Annotated in this window: 19 protein-coding genes; 13 read left to right on the top strand and 6 right to left on the bottom strand. The window is 48.2% G+C overall.

Annotation, left to right across the window (positions count from 1 at the left end; translation table 11 throughout):
* Window positions 1–12 precede the first annotated feature (12 nt).
* The 10 genes from dnaN to JW499_RS04585 all read left to right on the top strand — a co-directional run bounded on the left by dnaN (window position 13) and on the right by JW499_RS04585 (window position 12,050).
* A complete protein-coding gene (dnaN, locus tag JW499_RS04540) occupies window positions 13–1,116 on the top strand; it encodes a DNA polymerase III subunit beta (RefSeq protein ID WP_091354209.1) in 1,104 nt (367 codons plus the stop codon).
* Window positions 1,117–1,172: 56 nt separating this feature from the next.
* On the top strand, window positions 1,173–2,252 hold the full coding sequence (gene recF / locus JW499_RS04545) for a DNA replication/repair protein RecF (RefSeq protein WP_205209483.1): 1,080 nt from the start codon (window positions 1,173–1,175) through the stop codon (window positions 2,250–2,252).
* A 28-nt stretch (window positions 2,253–2,280) separates the two neighbouring features.
* Window positions 2,281–4,707: a DNA topoisomerase (ATP-hydrolyzing) subunit B gene (gyrB, locus tag JW499_RS04550; RefSeq protein WP_205209484.1), complete on the top strand. Its 2,427-nt coding sequence runs from the start codon at window positions 2,281–2,283 to the stop codon at window positions 4,705–4,707.
* A gap of 168 nt (window positions 4,708–4,875) precedes the next feature.
* Window positions 4,876–5,724, top strand: a complete 849-nt coding sequence (locus tag JW499_RS04555) for a DNA adenine methylase (protein ID WP_332873950.1) — start codon at window positions 4,876–4,878, stop codon at window positions 5,722–5,724.
* A gap of 10 nt (window positions 5,725–5,734) precedes the next feature.
* On the top strand, window positions 5,735–7,720 hold the full coding sequence (locus tag JW499_RS04560) for an ATP-binding protein (protein ID WP_205209485.1): 1,986 nt from the start codon (window positions 5,735–5,737) through the stop codon (window positions 7,718–7,720).
* A gap of 23 nt (window positions 7,721–7,743) precedes the next feature.
* Entirely contained in the window at window positions 7,744–9,087 is a 1,344-nt protein-coding gene (locus JW499_RS04565) for a hypothetical protein (RefSeq protein ID WP_205209486.1), read from the top strand.
* 579 nt (window positions 9,088–9,666) lie between these two features.
* Window positions 9,667–9,933, top strand: a complete 267-nt coding sequence (locus tag JW499_RS04570) for a helix-turn-helix domain-containing protein (protein WP_205209487.1) — start codon at window positions 9,667–9,669, stop codon at window positions 9,931–9,933.
* Window positions 9,934–10,432: 499 nt separating this feature from the next.
* Complete coding sequence (locus tag JW499_RS04575; RefSeq protein WP_091354217.1) at window positions 10,433–10,741, top strand: helix-turn-helix domain-containing protein; 309 nt, start codon at window positions 10,433–10,435, stop codon at window positions 10,739–10,741.
* A complete protein-coding gene (locus tag JW499_RS04580; RefSeq protein WP_205209488.1) occupies window positions 10,729–11,049 on the top strand; it encodes a HipA N-terminal domain-containing protein in 321 nt (106 codons plus the stop codon). Before JW499_RS04575 ends, JW499_RS04580 begins: the two co-directional genes overlap by 13 nt.
* Window positions 11,050–11,078: 29 nt before the next feature.
* The gene (locus JW499_RS04585; protein ID WP_205209489.1) at window positions 11,079–12,050 is read left to right on the top strand and encodes a type II toxin-antitoxin system HipA family toxin; all 972 of its coding nucleotides are present in this window, start codon (window positions 11,079–11,081) and stop codon (window positions 12,048–12,050) included.
* Window positions 12,051–12,252: 202 nt separating this feature from the next.
* On the opposite strand, the gene JW499_RS04590 is transcribed toward JW499_RS04585, so the two are convergent.
* Together JW499_RS04590 and JW499_RS04595 are read right to left on the bottom strand one after the other, a co-directional pair.
* Window positions 12,253–13,188, bottom strand: coding sequence for a diacylglycerol kinase catalytic domain-containing protein (locus JW499_RS04590; RefSeq protein WP_205209490.1), 936 nt, complete (start codon window positions 13,186–13,188; stop codon window positions 12,253–12,255).
* Window positions 13,188–14,204 (bottom strand): SPFH domain-containing protein, encoded by a 1,017-nt coding sequence (locus tag JW499_RS04595; protein ID WP_205209491.1) that lies wholly within the window; start codon window positions 14,202–14,204, stop codon window positions 13,188–13,190. Before JW499_RS04595 ends, JW499_RS04590 begins: the two co-directional genes overlap by 1 nt.
* Window positions 14,205–14,351: 147 nt before the next feature.
* On the opposite strand from JW499_RS04595, the gene JW499_RS04600 reads away from it, so the two are divergent.
* On the top strand, window positions 14,352–15,083 hold the full coding sequence (locus tag JW499_RS04600; protein ID WP_232846235.1) for an NUDIX hydrolase: 732 nt from the start codon (window positions 14,352–14,354) through the stop codon (window positions 15,081–15,083).
* Between the two features lie 279 nt (window positions 15,084–15,362).
* Complete coding sequence (locus JW499_RS04605) at window positions 15,363–15,560, top strand: hypothetical protein (protein WP_205209492.1); 198 nt, start codon at window positions 15,363–15,365, stop codon at window positions 15,558–15,560.
* A 137-nt stretch (window positions 15,561–15,697) separates the two neighbouring features.
* On the opposite strand, the gene JW499_RS04610 is transcribed toward JW499_RS04605, so the two are convergent.
* From JW499_RS04610 to JW499_RS04625, 4 genes are all read right to left on the bottom strand, one after another.
* Window positions 15,698–16,372 (bottom strand): Bax inhibitor-1/YccA family protein, encoded by a 675-nt coding sequence (locus JW499_RS04610; protein WP_205209493.1) that lies wholly within the window; start codon window positions 16,370–16,372, stop codon window positions 15,698–15,700.
* Window positions 16,372–16,770: an HPF/RaiA family ribosome-associated protein gene (locus JW499_RS04615; protein WP_205209494.1), complete on the bottom strand. Its 399-nt coding sequence runs from the start codon at window positions 16,768–16,770 to the stop codon at window positions 16,372–16,374. Before JW499_RS04615 ends, JW499_RS04610 begins: the two co-directional genes overlap by 1 nt.
* A gap of 688 nt (window positions 16,771–17,458) precedes the next feature.
* Entirely contained in the window at window positions 17,459–18,016 is a 558-nt protein-coding gene (locus JW499_RS04620; protein WP_205209495.1) for a cache domain-containing protein, read from the bottom strand.
* A gap of 12 nt (window positions 18,017–18,028) precedes the next feature.
* Complete coding sequence (locus tag JW499_RS04625) at window positions 18,029–18,595, bottom strand: acetate uptake transporter (protein WP_205209496.1); 567 nt, start codon at window positions 18,593–18,595, stop codon at window positions 18,029–18,031.
* Between the two features lie 545 nt (window positions 18,596–19,140).
* Between JW499_RS04625 and JW499_RS04630 the strand changes: the two genes are divergently transcribed.
* The gene (locus tag JW499_RS04630; protein ID WP_205209497.1) at window positions 19,141–19,920 is read left to right on the top strand and encodes a TOBE domain-containing protein; all 780 of its coding nucleotides are present in this window, start codon (window positions 19,141–19,143) and stop codon (window positions 19,918–19,920) included.
* Window positions 19,921–19,926 lie beyond the last annotated feature (6 nt).

The raw sequence follows: 19,926 nt of genomic DNA on the forward strand, positions 1-19,926 counted from the left end.
GGTAGCAAAAAGATGAAATTTGTTATTTCGCGAGAAGCGCTAATTAAACCACTGCAACTGGTTGCAGGTGTTGTGGAACGTCGTCAGACACTGCCAGTGCTTTCCAACATTCTGCTGGTTGCAGAGGGTGATCAGCTGTCGATGACCGGAACCGATCTTGAAGTTGAACTGGTGGGCCGGGTGCAGCTGGATGAACCGGCTGAAGCGGGTTCGATCACCGTGCCGGCACGGAAACTGATGGATATCTGTAAATCCCTGCCGGATTCAGCCCAGATCGAACTGACTCTCACCGGTCAGAAGATGGTGATCAAAGCGGGACGCAGCCGTTTTACTCTCTCTACCCTGCCGGCGGCTGAGTTCCCCAATGTTGAAGACAGTCCTGAATCGTTTGAGCTGAATGTTCTGCAAAGTCAGCTGCGCCATCTGATCGATCAGACCGGTTTCTCTATGGCCCAACAGGATGTCCGTTACTACCTTAACGGGATGCTGCTGGAGATCACCGAGAACAGCCTGCGCGCAGTGTCTACTGATGGTCACCGTCTGGCGACCAGTGTCGCGCAGGTCGACACCAACGGTCCGGCAAACCATCAGTTTATCGTGCCCCGTAAAGGTATTCTCGAACTGGCCCGTCTGCTGCAAAGCGGCGATGATCAGGTAAAACTGGTGGTCGGTGCCAACCATATCCGCGCCCATGCCGGTGATTTCACCTTCACCTCCAAGCTGGTTGACGGCAAGTTCCCCGATTATCAGCGGGTGATTCCACAGGGTGGCGACAAGTTTATGCTGGGCACCCGTCAGGAGCTGCGCCAGGTATTCAGCCGGATTGCGATTCTGTCGAACGAAAAATACCGTGGTGTGCGTCTGTCGCTGACCAGCGGTTATCTTCAGGTGATGGCCAACAACCCGGAGCAGGAAGAAGCGGAAGAAACCGTTGCTGTGGATTATGAAGGCGATACTCTGGAGATCGGTTTCAACGTTAACTACCTGCTGGATGTGCTGTCGATTGTCAGCTCTGAGGTGGTGCGCTTTACCCTGGCCGACTCTAACAGCAGTGCGCTGATTGAGGGGCTGGACGATGCCAACTCCCTCTACGTTGTTATGCCGATGCGGATGTAATTCTGTTAGGGGGCCACAGGCCCCCTTCCTATACCTCCCCTCCTTATATAGCCGATATGCCGATAACCCAACTCAATATTCGTGCGGTTCGCAATCTCAGCGACCTCAGTCTCGCGCCTTCACCCAGTATCAATATTATTCACGGTGCCAATGGCAGTGGTAAAAGCAGTGTGCTTGAGGCGATCCACCTGCTGGGTCTGTGCCGTTCGTTTCGCACCAATAAGCTCAACCATCTGATCCAGACCGGCTCGCAGCGCTGCACGGTGTTTGCTCAGCTGGATGCGATGGGCAGCGGCGTCAGTCAGCCCCTGGGGGTAGAGCGCAATCTGGAGAGTGATTGCCGCATCCGTTATGCCGGCAATAATATCGATATCACCACCCTCGCCGAACTGTTACCGATCCAGGTGATCAACTCAGAAACCTTTATGATTCTCGAGGGCAGTCCGGCTATCAGGCGACAGTTTCTCGACTGGGGTGCATTTCACTCAAATCCCGAATTTATAAGGCTTTGGCGTGGTTTCAGACGGGTATTAAAACAGAGAAATTCTCTACTGAAATATGGTAAAATCGAGCAACGAATTCGGGTGGTCTGGGACCAGGAATTTATTAGCTACGCGGAGCAGCTGAATACGCTTCGCGAACTGTATATTGAAGCATTAAAACCCGAATTTGATCTGATCCTTGCTGACCTGCTTGAGGGCATCAGTATCGATCTGAGTTTTAGTCCCGGATGGGACAAAAAACGTGGCCTGGATCAGGTGCTGGATGAAAACTTTGAACGCGACCTGCGTCAGGGTTACACCAGTGCCGGTCCGCAACGGGCTGACCTGCGGCTTAAGGTAGATGGCCACACCGCTTCAGAACGTCTCTCAAGGGGGCAGAAAAAGGTGGTGGTGAGCGCCCTTAAGCTGGCGCAGGGAGTGTTATTTTACAAACTGAACAGTCGGGCCTGTATCTATCTGATCGATGATTTACCATCAGAGCTGGATCAGTACCATAGCCGGCTGTTCTGTAACTATTTAGAAAAAACAGCCAGTCAGTGTTTTATCACCTGTGTTGATAAAGATGCTTTGACGGGGTACTGGTCAGAGCCGGCCGGGTTACGTTTTTTCAACATACAAAACGGGTGCCTGTAGTGCCCGGAAAGCAAGCCAGGAGAACTGAATGAGCGTCGAAAATCAGGAATACGATTCTTCCAGTATTAAAGTCCTAAAGGGACTGGATGCGGTTCGTAAGCGCCCGGGAATGTATATTGGCGATACGGACGATGGTACTGGTCTGCATCATATGGTTTTCGAGATTGTGGATAACTCGATCGATGAGGCGCTGGCCGGTCACTGTAGTGAGATAAAAGTGACGATTCACGGCGATAACAGCGTCACAGTGTCAGACAATGGCCGGGGTATTCCGACCGAACTGCATGAAGAGGAAGGCGTATCGGCCGCCGAAGTTATCATGACGGTACTGCATGCCGGTGGCAAGTTTGATGATAACTCCTATAAAGTCTCCGGTGGCCTGCACGGTGTGGGGGTTTCGGTGGTTAACGCCCTCTCTGCCGAGCTGAGACTGACCATCCGCCGCAAAGGCGATGTCTATGAGCAGACCTACCGCCACGGTGTTCCTGATGAACCGCTGAAAGTAGTGGGGCAGACAGAAACCTCCGGCACCTCCGTGCGCTTCTGGCCCTCGGAAGAGACCTTCCACAACCAGCTCGAGTTTAAATTCGATATCCTGGCGAAACGTCTGCGGGAACTCTCCTTCCTCAACTCCGGTGTGGCTATCCGTCTGATCGATGAGCGCAGTGGTGAAGAGGAGCTGTTTGCCTATGAAGGGGGGCTGAGCTCCTTTGTGGATTACCTCAACACCAACAAAACCCCCGTCAACAAGATGTTCCATATCAACGTCATGCATGAAAATGGTGTTGGCGTTGAAGTGGCGATGCAGTGGAACGACAGCTATCAGGAAAATATCCACTCCTTTACCAACAACATCCCCCAGCGTGATGGTGGTACTCACCTGTCCGGTTTCCGGACCGCCCTCACCCGAGCCCTGAACAACTATATCGAAGCGGAAAAGCTCAATAAGAATGCTAAAGGCGCCACCACCGGTGATGATTGCCGGGAAGGTCTCACCGCCATCGTATCGGTGAAAGTGCCTGACCCTAAGTTCTCCTCCCAGACCAAGGACAAACTGGTCTCCTCTGAGGTGAAAACCGCGGTTGAGCAGGCGATGTATGAGCAGCTTAACGATTACCTGCAGGAAAACCCCCAGGATGCCAAAGCGGTGGTGTCGAAGATGATCGATGCTGCCCGGGCCCGGGAAGCGGCGCGTAAAGCCCGTGAGATGACCCGCCGTAAAGGTGCCCTGGATATCGCCGGACTGCCCGGTAAGCTGGCCGACTGTCAGGAGAAAGACCCGGCCCTCTCAGAAATCTACCTCGTGGAGGGTGATTCTGCGGGCGGTTCAGCCAAACAGGGCCGCAACCGCAAGTCGCAGGCGATTCTGCCGCTGAAAGGTAAGATCCTCAACGTCGAGAAAGCCCGTTTTGACAAGATGCTGGCCTCAGCCGAAGTCGGCACCCTGATTACCGCACTGGGCACCGGTATCGGCCGGGAAGAGTTTAACGCCGACAAACTGCGTTATCACTCCATCATTATCATGACCGATGCCGACGTGGATGGATCTCACATCCGTACCCTGCTGCTCACCTTCTTCTTCCGGCAGATGCCCGAGATTATCGAGCGGGGCCATGTATTTATCGCCCAGCCGCCTCTGTATAAGATCAAAAAAGGCAAGCAGGAGCAGTATCTGAAAGATGATGATGCGCTGGAAAACTACCTGCTGCAGGGCGCGCTGGAAGGCGCATCGATGCATGTTAATGCTGATGCCCCACCGATCAGCGGTACAGGCCTGGAAGAGATCGTTAACCGTTATCGCGCCGTTGATAAGATGCTCGTGCGCCTGTCCCGCCTCTATCCCGAGCCCATTCTGCGGCAGATGATCTATACCACACGTCTGACACAGGATGATCTGAAAGATGAACAGAAGGTTGCCGAGTGGATCGATCAGGTCTGTGATGGGCTGGGCGACAGCCTGGATGGTGGTGATGTTTACACCTCCTCCGCTGCCGAAGATATGGAGCACCAGGGGATCTTCCTGCCCAGTGTAAAAGTGATTCAGCACGGCGTCAGCCACCACTACACCTTCGATCAGGCGTTCTTTGAATCCCGCGATTACAAGGCGCTGACCAGTCTGGGCGACACCCTCGACGGACTGCTGGAAGAGACCGCTTACTTTAAGCGTGGTGAGCGCACCCTGCCCACCTCCAACTTTACCACCGGCCTTAACTGGCTGATGGAACAGTCCAAACGTGGCTACTACATCCAGCGCTATAAGGGTCTGGGTGAGATGAACCCGGAACAGCTGTGGGAAACCACCATGGACCCGGAACAGCGCCGTATGCTACGCGTCACCATCGACGACGCCATCGCCGCCGATCTGCTATTCACCACCCTGATGGGCGATGAAGTAGAACCGCGCCGTGACTTTATCGAGACCAATGCGCTGAACGTGTCTAATCTGGATATTTGATGGGGTTGTGTGTCTGTGGGATCTCATCCTCCGTGATCTGAGATCTCACAGCCGTGATCCAACGTCTCATCCTTCGTGAACTGAGGCTATATCCAAATTACTCGTGATTTTATGAATGCATCACCTGAGTTAACATTTAAAAAATAGCAAAAAATCGAAGGAATGAGGGTGAGTGTGGTTGGAGCATCGAGAAAGAAAAACCTGAACGAAATTAATATTCCTCCATTTTTAAAATGGGCTGGGGGTAAAAGATGGTTTGTTCAGAAGTATGACCATTTACTTCCGAAGGAATACGACCGATATATTGAACCTTTCTTAGGTGGTGGCTCGGTATTCTTTCATCTTAAACCTCAAAAGGCTGTCCTTGGGGATTGCAATAAAGATCTTATTGATGCCTACAAAGGAATTAAGAAAAATCATATAAGAATAAAAGAAATTCTGTCTGAACATCACTCTCTTCATAGTGATGAATACTACTACAGAATTCGCTCCTCCAAGCCGGATGATTTAATAGAAAGAGCCGCTCAATTTATCTATCTGAACAGGACGTGTTTTAACGGGATTTATCGAGTAAATAGGCTTGGTGAGTTTAATGTCCCTAAAGGCTCTAAAGACAATGTTTTATTGGAGTCAGATGACTTTCAGGTTCTTTCACGCCTTCTTCATAGAGCATCGTTAAAGGCGTGTGATTTCGAAAAAATAATAGATCAAGCTGGTGAAGGTGACCTTGTCTTTGCCGACCCTCCATATACTGTCAGACATAACCTCAATGGTTTCATTAAATACAACGAGAAACTTTTTTCTTGGGGCGACCAGATCCGGTTAGCTGCTGCGTTGACTAGAGCTCGAAAAAGGGGCGCTCAAGTAATATGTACGAATGCCAATCATGAATCTGTGCGTGAACTTTATTCTTCGAGTGTCTTTGATTTAGATGTTGTGAGTCGGTATAGCTCAATATCTGCAAAAACAAGCAGCAGAAATCAATACGAAGAACTCGTTATTACAGCTACAAAATAAGGATATCAATATGAACAGCACCAGTTTGACTAGTCTGGTTAATACCTCTTCAACTCAAGATAACCCAATCGTTGCTCTTCGGAATTTTTTGGAAAAAGAAGATAGGGCTGAAAAGGCAAGAAATGTTCAGGATATGAGATTCGTTGGTTATGTTCTCGAGCTTGATTATGAGGCTGCAAAGATTATTACCAGTGACCCCTACAAGTTAGCTGTTGGTGGCATACCTAGAGGGTCATTTTTAATCATGGCTCCAAATAATCCAGGTAACTTACCTCCCCATTTTACATTGTTGAGAGTCACAGGGGTTTCTCCTACTCCCTTGAGTAATCAAGTACAACAGACTTATTTTGAGTTGCATAAGAAATCAATGCCGGAATTGGATGTTTGGACTCAAAGTGAGCTTCAGTGGGGGGCTTTGGATTGCGATGTCCTGGGGATGTTTTATGCCAACCCCCAAGATATGAGCGAGCTTTGCTTTTCTGGTGATGTTAATAATGTGGTTAGTGCACATAGATATAAAGTTTATTCTCCGGATGAAGCGTTGTTGGAGTTGATAGTTAATGGAACTGTTAGACCTGAGAGTCAATTCGAAATTGGATTGCTAAGGACAATGGAGTGCGGTCTTAGAACAAATAGTCATTTTGAGACAACACCAGCGAAAATATCATTAAAGGACTTTAAAGGTTGCCGAACAGCAATGTTTGGTAAGACTCGTCTAGGTAAATCGAATACTGTTAAATTAATTGCTCAAGGAATGCTTGAATCCACCAAAGGTGATAACTCTGTTGGGCAACTTATTTTTGATATTAATGGTGAATACGCAAACGACAATCCTCAAGATGGGAACAAGTCTATTCGATCTGCTTACGATTCCAGATGTAGTGTATATGCTTTAACGGAACGGCCTGAAACTCCATCAAAGCCTCTTAGGCTTAACTTCTATGAAGATCCTAACTCCTGTATCGAAATACTCGCATCAATGCTGAGTCAAGATAATCAAAATTCGAATTACATTCGCAATTTTGCAGCGGTAAAACTACCTTCTATCGAATCTATTTCTGGGCTGGGATACGGTGAAAAAGATCGTCCTATTCGCAAGATCCAAATGTACTGGGCCATCTTAAAAAAGGCAGGATTCCCAGAAGATGAAGCTAGGCTTCGTGCATTAGGGTTGGTTTCAAAAAATGCCAAACACTTCGACCCCCATTTTAATGGTACTGTTAGAAACCTAATATATGGTGATCAAACACCTCCAAACCCCCCATCAAATCTCGAAGAGCTTTTAAATGAATTCGAGCAGATAGCGAAATTTATTAACGAAAATGACGCCTCAAGCTTAAAGTCTTCTAGTGGGAAGTCGCTTTTTGACGCAGATGATTTAGCTCTGCTCGGTTTTTTACGTCCGTCCTCGGGTAGCGGGCCTTCGATACTTCGAGCGTACATGATGTACCACCATCCTCAAGCGAGTGGCTTTATAAAAGAAATTCTCGAATTATTGGACTCAGGCAAAACAGTTATCTTGGATTTGGGAAATGCAACCGATACGGTACGCCGATACTTTGCTGATATGCTTTCTAGGTCTGTATTTGCGCATCAGGAAAAGAAGTTTGTTGGCAATAAGCTTGGCAATTCTTATGTGCAGCTTTACTTCGAAGAAGCGCATAACTTGTTCCCACCAGATAGTAAGGACCTTACAGGTGTTTATGTCAGGTTTGCTAAAGAAGGTGCGAAATTCCATATAGGTATGGTTTATTCGACACAATCCCCTTCAACTATCAATAAAGACCTGTTAGCTCAAACTGAAAATTTTTTCGTTGGTCATCTATCCAGTCAGGATGAAGCAAAATCATTGTCTAGAGTTCAGGTGGCTTTTGCTGGTACAGAAAAGGACATATTGAGAGCAAAGACACCTGGTTACATTCGAATGCTCACATTGTCTCATCGGTTCGTTATTCCGGTGCAAGTGCATAGGTTTGAAGCACTTTCACAGCAGTAAATATTTCAGGGAAGAGATTGAATATGCCATATCAAAACTCAGCTCGGTTACCGGGAGAAACCGCATCTAAGCTTGGACATTTAACCGTCACTAAAAGTGATTGGGTTAAGTCTCTTATTCAGGACTTTGAAAGCAATATTCTGAGTAATGAAGATACTAGTGGATCGAATTGGAGTGAGTTTAATTCATCTTCAATTGAGCCATTAAAAAGCGTTTGGGCTACAGATGGTTCCTTTGTTTCTATTGAGGCAGGTGGAAAACCACCAAAGGAAGTATCGTTTGTCAAAACAGCTTTATTAACTGTAGACCGAGCTAAGCTTGAAGAAATTGATAAAGAACATCCTCACCCCTTGCTTCTACAAGACATTATGTCTGATAGTGCCGTTTTTCATGCAACTGTTTTTCCATTGAAAAACGTAAAGACCTCTTTAGGTACCAATTACGAGGCTATAAGGCATATCGTAAATGACTCTATGAAGATTGATCAGAATGGTGCTTTTTATGAAACTTTGAAATGGATCTCATATAAAAAATGGTCGCCATTACAGAGTAACTCGCCTTCTTTTGGTTGTCCGCATTGTGCAGCTGACATTCCCGGACTTCCATATGATAGTGACACTGGATGTTGCCCAAATAGTAATTGCGGGAAAGAGGTATTCCTGACTGATATGATCGGATTCCATTTGGATATGGATGAAGACAGTGCCCCGGATTCAATAGTTTCTTCTTATATGCTTGTGATGGAGCATTTGATGCTTTTTACGGCTATTCGTCTCTTTTGGTCTCATAGTGACAGTAGCTTACTTAGTAATACACTTTTTATAAAAGATGGGCCGTTAACCCTGAGAAGCCAATACTCAAAGCTTGTCCCGCCAATTAGAGAATTTTTACAGTTTGCCAAGGATAGGAATCGTCCAATACATATTATTGGACAAGAAAAGTCAGGTGCTTTTTTCGATCATCTATCGTCAATAGCTAGGTTTACAAAGCCTCATGACAATGAAGAAAACATTCATTATTCCGTTTTAAGTCATGATTTTGTGAGAAGAGAAGTTTATCGTTCACCGGATCTGACCAATCCCTATGGAAGTAGAACAAATTGGGGAGAAAAGATTTACGTAAAAGTGGATCCAAGTACCCAATTGGTTCTAAGCATTCCTACAGGGTCTTATGATCCAGCCGGTAGTTTTCCGACGGGGGGAGACTTGATTGGTTTAGATAGGATACTGGCCACATTACCTAGCCTAATAAGCCGAAAGTTTGAGGGTGCACTGTTTCCTGTAGAGCTTGCAAACGGTATTGCATCTATGTCTAGCTATCCCTCGGCGACAATTTTGCAACGCTTTGCTGAAAGTAAAGGGGGTTGAGTTTTCTGTTTTGAATACAAGAAGCAAGTTAAAGGGGTCAAAGCCCTTTTTAGATCAATAGCTCTCTAGGGGCTCCCGGATCAATAGGCTCAGATTAATTGATTTCGTAGCCTGAGGCACTTGCTTTTTATCTTGTTGGGACTCGCTCTTCATCCCAACCTATCGTATTTACGCAGCTTATTTGCTGATTTAGATATTGAAAACAAAGGGTTATGGTTGTTGATCAAAACTTAACCACACTGATCCTTGATGCTTTAGCCGTGCTGAGCGTTGGTCCCTCTCTCCTCCATTATTGCTTTATCTCTGTGCCCTCGGTGTCCTCTGTGGTGAGTTTAGTGCGGTGTTACCACCTAATGAAAGGGTCAGGATCAATAAGCTGATCAATCGGCTCAGATACGCTTAATTCACTCGTTCATGAGTTACTGTGTTTCTTATAACACTAAAAATAAGCTAGCTGTTATTTTTTTGCTATTTATGGTCTAAAAGTAAGCAATAATTTACATATCGCTTTGGCTTATCTATTATTGCTTATAAGTCGTCTATAAATTAGTCTAAAAATAAGCAAGGAGTTATGTTCTGATGAGTGATACAAAACTCTCTAACGCTGAAGTCCAGTCTTTCCTGACCGACTTGGGGGTGCTTTATGAGAAGCAGGCTGCTGAGCTCTCATTGCTTCGTCAGCAGCAAGACTTCAAACCAATTGAGTCTTTAGCAGAAGTCGTTAAACAAGCCAGGAAGGAGCAGGGCGTGACGATAGAGGATCTTGCTACCTATAGTGGCGTATCTCATATGACCATTTCAAAAGGGAAAGGGGTCAAAGCCCTTTTTAGGTCAATAGCTCTCTAGGGGCTCCCGGATTAATAGGCTCAGATTAATTGATTTCGTAGCCTGAGGCACTTGTTTTTTATCTTGTTGGGACTCGTTCTTCATCCCAATCTACCGTATTTACGCAGCTTATTTGCTGATTTAGCTATTGAAAACAAAGGGTTATGGTTATTGGTCAAAACTTAACCACACTGATCCTTGATGCTTTAGCCGTGCTGAGCGTTGCCCCTTTTTTCTCCGTTAGTGCTTTATCTCTGTGCCCTCAGTGTCCTCTGTGGTTAGTTTAGTGCGGTAATGAAAGGGTCAGGATCAATAAGCTGATCAATCGGCTCAGATCCGCTTAATTCACTCGTTCATGAGTTACTGTGTTTGTTACAACACTAAAAATAAGCTAACTGTTATTTTTTTGCTATTTATGGTCTAAAAATAAGCAATAATTTACATATTGCTTTGGCTTGTCTATTATTGCTTATAAGTCGTCTATAAATTAGTCAAAAAATAAGCAAGGAGTTATGCTCTGATGAGTGATACAAAACTCTCTAACGCTGAAGTCCAGTCTTTCCTGACCGACTTGGGGGTGCTTTATGAGAAGCAGGCTGCTGAGCTCTCATTGCTTCGTCAGCAGCAAGACTTCAAACCAATTGAGTCTTTAGCAGAAGTCGTTAAACAAGCCAGGAAGGACCAGGGCGTGACGATAGAGGATCTTGCTACCTATAGTGGCGTATCTCATATGACCATTTCAAAAATTGAAAAAGGTCAGACTAACGTGAAGGCTGAGCTTATGATCGCAGTACTGGCTGCGCTGGGTAAAAAGCTATGGGTAGGATAGCAATTGTATTTTTTAACGCTCAAGTGGCTGGTGAGCTGAGAGAAATAGACGGTGGCGGTTTTGAGTTTCAATACAAGCCTGACTATTTTGCCGACGGGGTTCCGCTCTCATACAGGCTACCTCTGCAGCAAGAGCCGTTTAAGTCTGATGTATTGTTTCCTTTTTTTGAAAATTTGGCAGCTGAGGGCTGGATGAAAGAGGTTCAGTCAGTCAACCAGAAAATTGATGAAAGAGACACATTTGGACTGTTGTTGCAAAACGGAGATGATTTAGCCGGAGCCGTAACGTTGAAGGAAGCTCAGTCATGACACACTGTTATATCTCGTTAGAAACGCTTATGAGTAGCAATAAAAATCCGCTCATGAAAGATGTTGCGGCTAAGGCCTTTTATGGTTCTGACAAAGTTTCGGCAGCTTTAGATGTTTCCCGACAGGCGTTTTTTCAAAAAGGTCGCCAATTTACTAAAGGCCTGTCCATTTCCGGGGTTCAGCAGAAACTTTCATTGAAAGTAGATTCTGATACGTCAGCGTTAGTACCGACAACAAATGATGGAGAGTATATATTAAAGCCGTCCCCCGATGGTTTAGAGGCCTGTGCTGAAATGGAGCACCTTTGCATGGGTATTAGCCGTGCGATGGGAATAGAAACCGCTGAGTCTGGTTTGGTTGAATTTTCAGATGGAGAAAAAGCATATATCACAAAGCGATATGATCGAACCTCAACAGGGAAGTTGCATCAGGAAGATCTCTGCTCACTTTCAGACCTTTTAAAAGATGATAAGTATGGCAGTTCGTATGAAGCTGCCGGGGTACTGCTGAGGGCAGTGACTGGAAATAAAATGGCCGTGCAGAACGAATATTTTAAGAGGGTTCTGCTTTCTTATCTGGTTGGTAATGACGATCAGCACTTAAAGAACTTCAGCGTTATTCGGCAGCCTGATAACAAAGGCCTTACCTATGATAGGTTAACTCCGAATTACGATATCTTGTGCACAGAGTTTTATCCGACGGATGGCATTGGCCAGTTGGCGATGCCTTTATTAGAAAGCGAAAAGGAAGGAGTTTTTTCTGAGGCTCATGACTATTTTGGTTACTACACCAGGCAGGACTTCATGATGTTAGCTGAAAAGATAGGCCTGAGATCTGTTGCTGCTGAGAAGGCAATAAAATCATTCGGGAAGAAACTAGGGCTGGCTAATCAACTGATTGACAGATCCTATGTTCCGGAACATCTCAAGGAGAAGATGAAAGATTTGGTGGCGCTCAGATATAGAGCTATTTGTGCTGAAAAACCTCAATTAAATGAGTAGCTTTAATCCTATGATTTTGAGCTGGCTAATGAGTTGAAGGGGTCAAAATCATTGATCCAGACTTAACAACTCTATGAACAGGCTCCTGATCCCTGATGCTTTAGCCGTGCTGAGCGTGGCCCTTCTCCGTTAGTGCTTTATCTCTGTGCCCTCGGTGTCCTCTGTGGTGAGTTTAGTGTAACGATACTAGCCTGCCGACTGTTTATCCCATTACCAGCCTCCCCCGCTTTTCTGCCAGCCCAATGGTTACCCTGCAGCCAGAGTTAAACAGTAAGTAGTCGTTTTCTACACCATCGGAGAAGATAACCCCATTCTCCGGCATCATGGATTCTAAACGCAATGGTTTGCTCAGGCTTACCTCGCCAAACACTAATGAGGTTGATGAGGTTCGGCTGGGGAAAGGTTCCCGCACGGCAAATTGCAGTTTCTGTGCACTCCAGTCAAATCCTCCCTGTAAAGGGTGGTTCTGAGTGCCGGTTTCTTTCATGACACCAACGGCACCGGCCAACACGGAGGCAAACCAGCCGGTAGAGCCAAATCCTGTGGAGACGATGATGCCCGACGAGGATTGCTGTTCCGTCTGCCCGTTCCAGGTCAGGGAATAACGGGCCGAGGTGTGACTTTTTGGCCCGATAAACAGGTCATTGATGGCTAACAGGGTTTGGCCATCATTGGTTCGTGCCTGCGCAAAGGTGATCTCATTAACGGTAGACTGTCCCCGGTTGACGGTGCTGATGACACTGTCCAGGTCTTTCGTTTCGAAAGGCAGCAGGATGCCGTCCCAGCGCTGAGGATCAGGGTTGATGGCGATGACCGGCTGTCCGTCCAGATACTTCAGAGTGTTTGCCACCAGACCGTCCTGACCAATCACCACAACCACATCATCAGGCCCGAACTGGAAACTGGGCAGGTATTGACGGCTGAGGGACTGAAACCGCCCACGGGCTTTTAATACCTGCTCGATCTCCTGTACGCGCTGTCGGTAAAGATCATGCTCAGCCAGATAGTCACTGGGATCAGTCTGGTTGTGTTCGAGGTAGAATTGCGCCTGAGGCCAGGTATTAAAGCGGCCTACCAGCTCTTCAAGTCTTGTTTTTCGCCATACCAGCACATAGCGGGTTTGATTTGTTGTAGTCATTATCCGGCCCTTTTCATCAGTTGAGAGAACAGATCTGGAGAGATATTTAACTCACCAATTTTCGCGGCGTTTTGCGCCAGAGAATCGAAAGCAAAGGCGAACAGTTGATCGGCCTGCATGTTGCCCATCGCCATGGCTTTCAGGTTTTCTACGGGGATGGTTTGATAGGCTTTCAGCTGAGCTTCAATCGCGTAGGCCTGTGTTTGCGCTTCAATTTTTCCGTTTTTAGCATTCAGTTGCACCAGCTCGATTCGCTGACTTTCCGCTTCGATATCGGCCTGAAGTCTCTCTTGTTCGATCTCTTTTCGGGCTCTCATCAGGTTGCGCTCATTGGTAACCTGTTCCTGTTTAATTTCCTGCTCTTTTTTCTGAACTTCCAGATCGGTTTGTAACTCGGCCTCCCGGATGGTTCTTTCCTGTTCCACCGCGGCTTTACGGCGCAGATAGATGGCGTCATCCGCTTCTTTGAGAATCGACTCCCGGGCTTCCGCTTCCAGTGCCCGGACAGTTTCCGGCGCGGGGGTAATGCCGGTGATACTCAGGTCCACCACCTCGATGCCCAGGGTCTGCAGTGCCGGTTCGTTTGCCAGCCCCTGCTGAGTATTTGTCATTAATTGTTTCGTCAGTTTCAGTGCCTCTCTCAGTTTGACGGCCTGTATATCTGCCTGAAAGCGGTTCTGTACGAAACGGATCATGCGATCATCTAAGCGCAAAGGGTCTTCTGTTGTATAACGGTTTTCTCTGGGGCTCACGGTGTAGTTCATCACCTCCGCCAACTGGTCGGGGTTAACAATGCGATAACTCAGCTGCCCCTGAACCCGCACCTCCTGGAAGTCGTCTGTCTGTAGGTTAAAGATGAAAGAGGCTTCCTGCACGCTGGTAGGCACACAGGCAATGGAGGCTGTCGCCGGGTTATACCAGAAACTGATGCCCTGGCCCTTACGGCGGACTTTACCGTTGGCTGTTTTAATGGCGTAAGTGGCTGCGTCGACTTTAAAGAATTGAATTCCAAACATGATTGTCTCTCCTTTTTAATAGTGACCTTATGTCACTAATATGAATGGTGGCTTATAGTCACTTATTATGTCAAGCACTAAGTGACAAAAAGACACAAATTGATTAGAATGGCGTTATCCCCTTCTAACCCCTAAAGCAGCCTGAATATGTCAGAACAATCAGCAATGGATGAAGCAACTTACCTGCAGCAATATGACCCTAAGCAGTTCGACAGTCCTTTAGTGACCGTCGACGCTGCGTTATTTACCTATCATGATGGCGTGTTGAAGGTGCTGCTGGTGGAACGGGCGAGTCATCCGGAGCTGGGAAAATGGGGATTACCGGGGGGATTTATCGATGTTCATCGGGTGGCTGATCTGACACAGGCTATTAATGGTGTTATTGAGGATAAAACCGGAATAACCGCGCCCTACCTTGAGCAGTTGGCCAGCTATGGCAACAATCGGCGCGACAAACGGGGCTGGTCGGTTACGGTCAGTTATACCGCGCTGATGGCTTATCAGGCCTGCGAGGCCAGGATAGCAACGGTGGCTGATGCGCAATGGGTTGATGTAGCGCAACTGCCGGAGATGACACTGGCGTTTGATCACATGACGATCATAGAGGCTGGGCGTGAAAGGCTAAAGCAAAAAGCGCTCTACTCAATCGTGCCCGCTTATGCCCTGGCGGAGGAGTTTACTTTTCCTGAGTTGCAGCACCTGCATGAGCTGCTCATTGGCAAGCCGTTGCAAAAGCGTTCGTTTCGTCGTCGCATTGAACAGGCAAACCTTTTGGAGGATACCGGTAAGTTCCGAAAAGACGCCGGGAGACCGGCTATTTTATACCGTCTTGCCGCAGGTGCTGAACAATACCGTTTTGTGCGAAACCTGGAAGATTAAGTCTGCTCATTATTCCTGGTGTACCTGAGCTTCTCTACGCTTGCCATAACCCGGAATAGTTTTTGCTCTTTCCTCTGTTGACCGCGTTTGTGGGTGATAAATGGTCCGGTTTTGTTCTGTAAGGCACAAAATCAGCGTAGATTCGTTGAATAACTTACAGCCTTTCCAGGCTATTTCCCCGGTTTTTTATCTGACTATTCAGTCGGGCCGTCGTGGTCAAAGATGTGGCGGAAGCCTTGTTGCAGCTGCCACAGACTGATAATTACAGGAGAAATTGAAATGGCTAAGTTCTATGTTGAAAAGGGTGCAAATGCAGCGGGTGAGTTTGTAGTGCATAACGAAACCTGTACCTCCCTGCCCGAAAAAGATAAGTTGCTCTACCTGGGATCACGCAGCAACGCCGCGGCGCCGCTGAATGAAGCGGGTCTGTATCAGTGTGCGCCTTCTGCGCCCTGCCCTGAATGCATTGCTGGCTGATAGGTGAATCTCAATGATAAAAGCCCGCAGTTGCGGGCTTTTTGTTGGCTTTTTCCTCCCCCGTTAGCGTTTTATCTCTGTGCCTCCGATGTCCTCTGAGGTGAATTTAGTGGGGTGACCCTCTGTTTTATGCGGCTTTACTCATCACTCATAAAGCCCATCAGATGAAGCAGACTGGTGAATAGATTAAAGATCGACACAAACAGTGTGGTTGTTGCCATGATGTAGTTGGTTTCACCGCCGTGGATGATGTTGCTGGTTTCGTACAGGATGAGACCTGACATTAACAGCACAAACATCGCTGAAACCACCAGAGACAGCGCCCCTATTTCAAAGAAAAACGCGCCGATACCGGCCAGGAAGGCCACCAGAATGCCCACCGTTAAAAACCCGCCCATAAAACTGAAGTCTTTATTGGTGGTGACCACATAGGCCGACAGGCCGAGGAAGATAACCCCGGTTGCCGCCATGGCGTTCATAATGATCTGTCCGCCGTTTGGCAGGCTCATATAGGCACTCAGTATCGGTCCGAGCGTCAGGCCCATAAATCCGGTCAGCGCAAATACGCAGACGATGCCTAAACCGCTGTTACGAAACTTCGAGGTGGCGAACAGCAAACCGAAGTAGCCAACCAGGGTAATAATGATGCCTGGGTGGGGCAGATTCAGGGCCATGGAGAGGCCTGCGGTCGCGCCACTGAACAGCAGCGTCATCGACAACAGCATATAGGTGTTTTTAAGCACCCGGTTCTGGGTGCGGGTTGAGTCGGAGCCCGCAGCATATGCCGGGCTTGAGCTGATAGGCTTGTCCATTAGTGTTCTCCTGCTGCAGACAAATATTGGTCGTATTCTGTTTCTCTTCCCACGAGTGATCCGTTGGGTAGCCTGTTTTTGGGACGGATGCTCTTGCTGCGTATGCGTGCCAGGCGTCGTGTGAGTGTTCTGCTGGCCCGAGAGGCGGCGCTATCAATCGCCTCCTGCCAGTTTTGCTGCACATCGTCTATGACGATGTCGCGCTGCCCTGCAATCACGATGCGTACCTGGCAGCGCTTGTCTTTGCCCCCTCGCGGGCCATTAATGTCGGAAAGAGTGACATTAATTTGATCTGTCTGGTCATCTCTTGATGCCAGTGCAAACGCCATCCGTCGGCGGATATACTCTGCCAGCCCTTTTTTTATAGAAACATGGCGAACCTTCAGATTAATTTTCATCTTGCTCTCCTGCATTCTGGTAGGGATATTGTGCATTGAGGTTTTATCTTAGGACGAGATAACAGCAAGTAATATTCGAATTAAATATAAAAACAGATCGAAAAAATCGATCTTATGGTTGAGGTGGTTTAACTTCAGGCGGTTACACTGCTTCCTGCTGTTGTGGGAGGCGCGCCCTCGCGGCGAGTGTTTTATCGCCCTTGAAAAGGGCTCCTGCAGATGCAGCCATTGTAGGACTTTGGTGTGAGGCGCGCCCTCGCGGCGAGTGTTTTATCGCCCTTGAAAAGGGCTCCTGCAGATGCAGGCATTGTAGGATTTTGGTGTGGGAGGCGCGCCCTCGCGGCGAGTGTTTTATCGCCCTTGAAAAGGGCTCCTGCAGATGCAGGCATTGTAGGATTTTGTTGTAGGAGGTGCGCCCTCGCGGCGAGTGTTTTATCGCCCTTGAAAAGGGCTCCTGCAGATGCAGCCATTGTAGGATCTTGGTGTGGGAGGTGCGCCCTCGCGGCGAGTGTTTTATCGCCCTTGAAAAGGGCTCCTGCAGATGTAGCCATTGTAGGATGTTGTTGTAGGAGGTGCGCCCTCGCGGCGATTGTTTTATCGCCCTTGAAAAAGGGCTCCTACAGGGGGAATGTTTGTGCAGGAGCTGCTGAAGCCCGCAACTGCGGGCTTTTTGTTGGCCGCAACAGGCTTAATGATCAAAACTGCCCGGGTCGGCCAGCTGTTCGGTCATCTTATTGAGTTGCTCCACGGACAGAGTTTCATCATAAACCCCGGCAGCCACCTGAATACCGGTGGAGAACGCCAGATCGGCGGTCACGGCGTAACTTAATTTACGCGATGTCTGCCCTGCCCCCGGCTTGGTCCACTGATAGTCGACCCAGCCGCCGTTTTTATGTTTCGCGGCGTCGCACAGCTCCTTAAAGATGCGCTTGCCGTTGTTGTCGGTGACCTGCATGATAGGCCGACCCACCAGATCCGGGCGCATCGGGTGGGCCACCATCCGGTCAAGCCGGCAGTCAAAGGCAAACACATAGCTGTCTTTCCACACCCAGGGGCCATCGGCATTGTTCAGTGACGGAATCGCCGAAGCCCCTTTGGTTTGCAGCACCTTAGCCGCACCCCATACTTTGGTGACGACTTCATCCGGAGTGGCTGCTCCTTCGTCGGCGATGGCGGTGGTAGTGCTGAGTATTGTGGTAACTGTAACGGTGAGCGCCAGTCGGGCAAGTTTGCGAATAGAATACATGATGATCTCCTCTCAGGCTTTGATCCAGGGGTTGCCGACCGGCAGAATGCTGCGTCCATAGACATCAGCAAAAATAACATGCGCCATCATATACCAGGCGGCCAGCGCAGTGACCATCAGCTCATACCCTGCGACAACGGTGAGTTGTGGATAGCCGAAGTGAGCCAGATCCAGCAGGATAAAGCCGATCAGCAGCAGTGTGAAGGTGGTGGCCATCGCCCCGTGAATCCGCAATGCACCAACCCAGAGGATGGCGGTGAACAGTGTCCATGCCACCAGGAACCAGCCGATATCGGTTTTACTGGAGACGTAGATGTTGAACTGGTTACCGATCAGCAGCAACGCCAGTGATATCCAGAACGCGCCATAGGCGGTAAAGGCGCAATAGCCAAAGTTGTTGCCTGTGGATTTTTCCTGAAACCCCGCGATCATCTGCGCCAGGCCGCCAAAGATCAGCCCCAGCCAGATCACCGGGCCGATGCCCATCCAGCCAACGTTGTGAAACTGCAGCACCATCGTCGTTAATCCGAAGCCTCCCAGCCCGACGACAGCGGGGTTTCCCTGCTTCTGTTGATCCATCTGTCCGCTCTCCTTTATCCATTAAGTTTGTAAGGTTATTTGCGATCATCATATGGACTATCCTCAGCGGAACAATGATACCTATGGCTAGCATTCAGCATTCCATTGATATCTGTCATGTTTAGTGGTGACTAATCTGAATCAGAGCCGTATATCTTCATCCTGACCGGGTTATCCGGGCGTGTTGTAAACAGGACAGCGAACGACATTTTGCATGCCACATTTCTCAGAATTGTCAGTAATCTAACAAAATAAAAATAAGATAATCCTTTATTTACAATCAGTTAAAGAATGGCACTCCTTATGCAGTACGCTATATAGTGATACCTGATAACGGTTGTTATCTGCCGCCGCCGGATTTTCCGGCACTGTTGCGCAGGTGACTTTCGGGCCTGATGGGGCAGCGACAAACCATCATTGGTACAGGGGGAATAAGGCTTGGTTTGTTTTTATCGCGATAACCGCTATATAGTTATACCTAATAGCGCTTTTGGCAGCGTCATGTTAAGCGCATAGGCTTTCTGACGGAGGTTGAGGAGACCTGGATGAATACGCCGGATAAGGGGCCATTGATGGATCGTGGCCGTAAATACGACCATCTGGAGTTGTTGGAGCAGATCGATGCCTGTGGCTCGATTACTGCTGCAGCCAACCTGATGGGGATGAGCTACAAAACCGCCTGGGATGCGGTTGAAGCGATTAACAACCTGGCGGAAGCTCCACTGGTTGAACGGCGGGTGGGTGGCCGCAATGGTGGTGGTGCAGTGCTGACCGTCAATGGTCGCCGGCTGGTGTCGGCTTACCGACGTCTCGATAAAGAGCGGCAGCAGGTTCTGAATCAGCTTAATCAGGTGATGGAAGACTTTGAGGCCTACTACAACATTATCAGGAAGTACGATTTGAAAACCAGCGCGCGGAATCAGTTCTCCGGCAGAGTCAAAGCGATCAAGCATGGCGAGGTTAATGCGGAGGTGGTGTTGGATATCGGGGGCGGCGATGAGATAGTTGCTAACATAACCTGTGACAGTGTCGAACATCTGGCGCTTGAAGTGGGCAGTGAAGCCTACGCTATGATCAAGTCATCCTGGGTCATCCTGACCACCTACAGAAACCTTAAAACCAGTTCCCGTAATAAGCTTACCGGTCATGTGGTGCGTTGCCATGAGGGAGCGGTTAACGCCGAGGTGATGGTCGAGCTGCCCGGCGGCAAAACCCTGACTGCCATTATTACCAACGACAGTGTGACGGAGATGGGGCTGAAAATTGGCAGTGAAGTCACTGCGTTGATTAAATCTTCCAGTGTCATCCTGGCTGTGGCCAGTTAACTGATT

Origin of the sequence: Amphritea pacifica, from assembly GCF_016924145.1 — a bacterium.
GTDB lineage: Bacteria > Pseudomonadota > Gammaproteobacteria > Pseudomonadales > Balneatricaceae > Amphritea > Amphritea pacifica.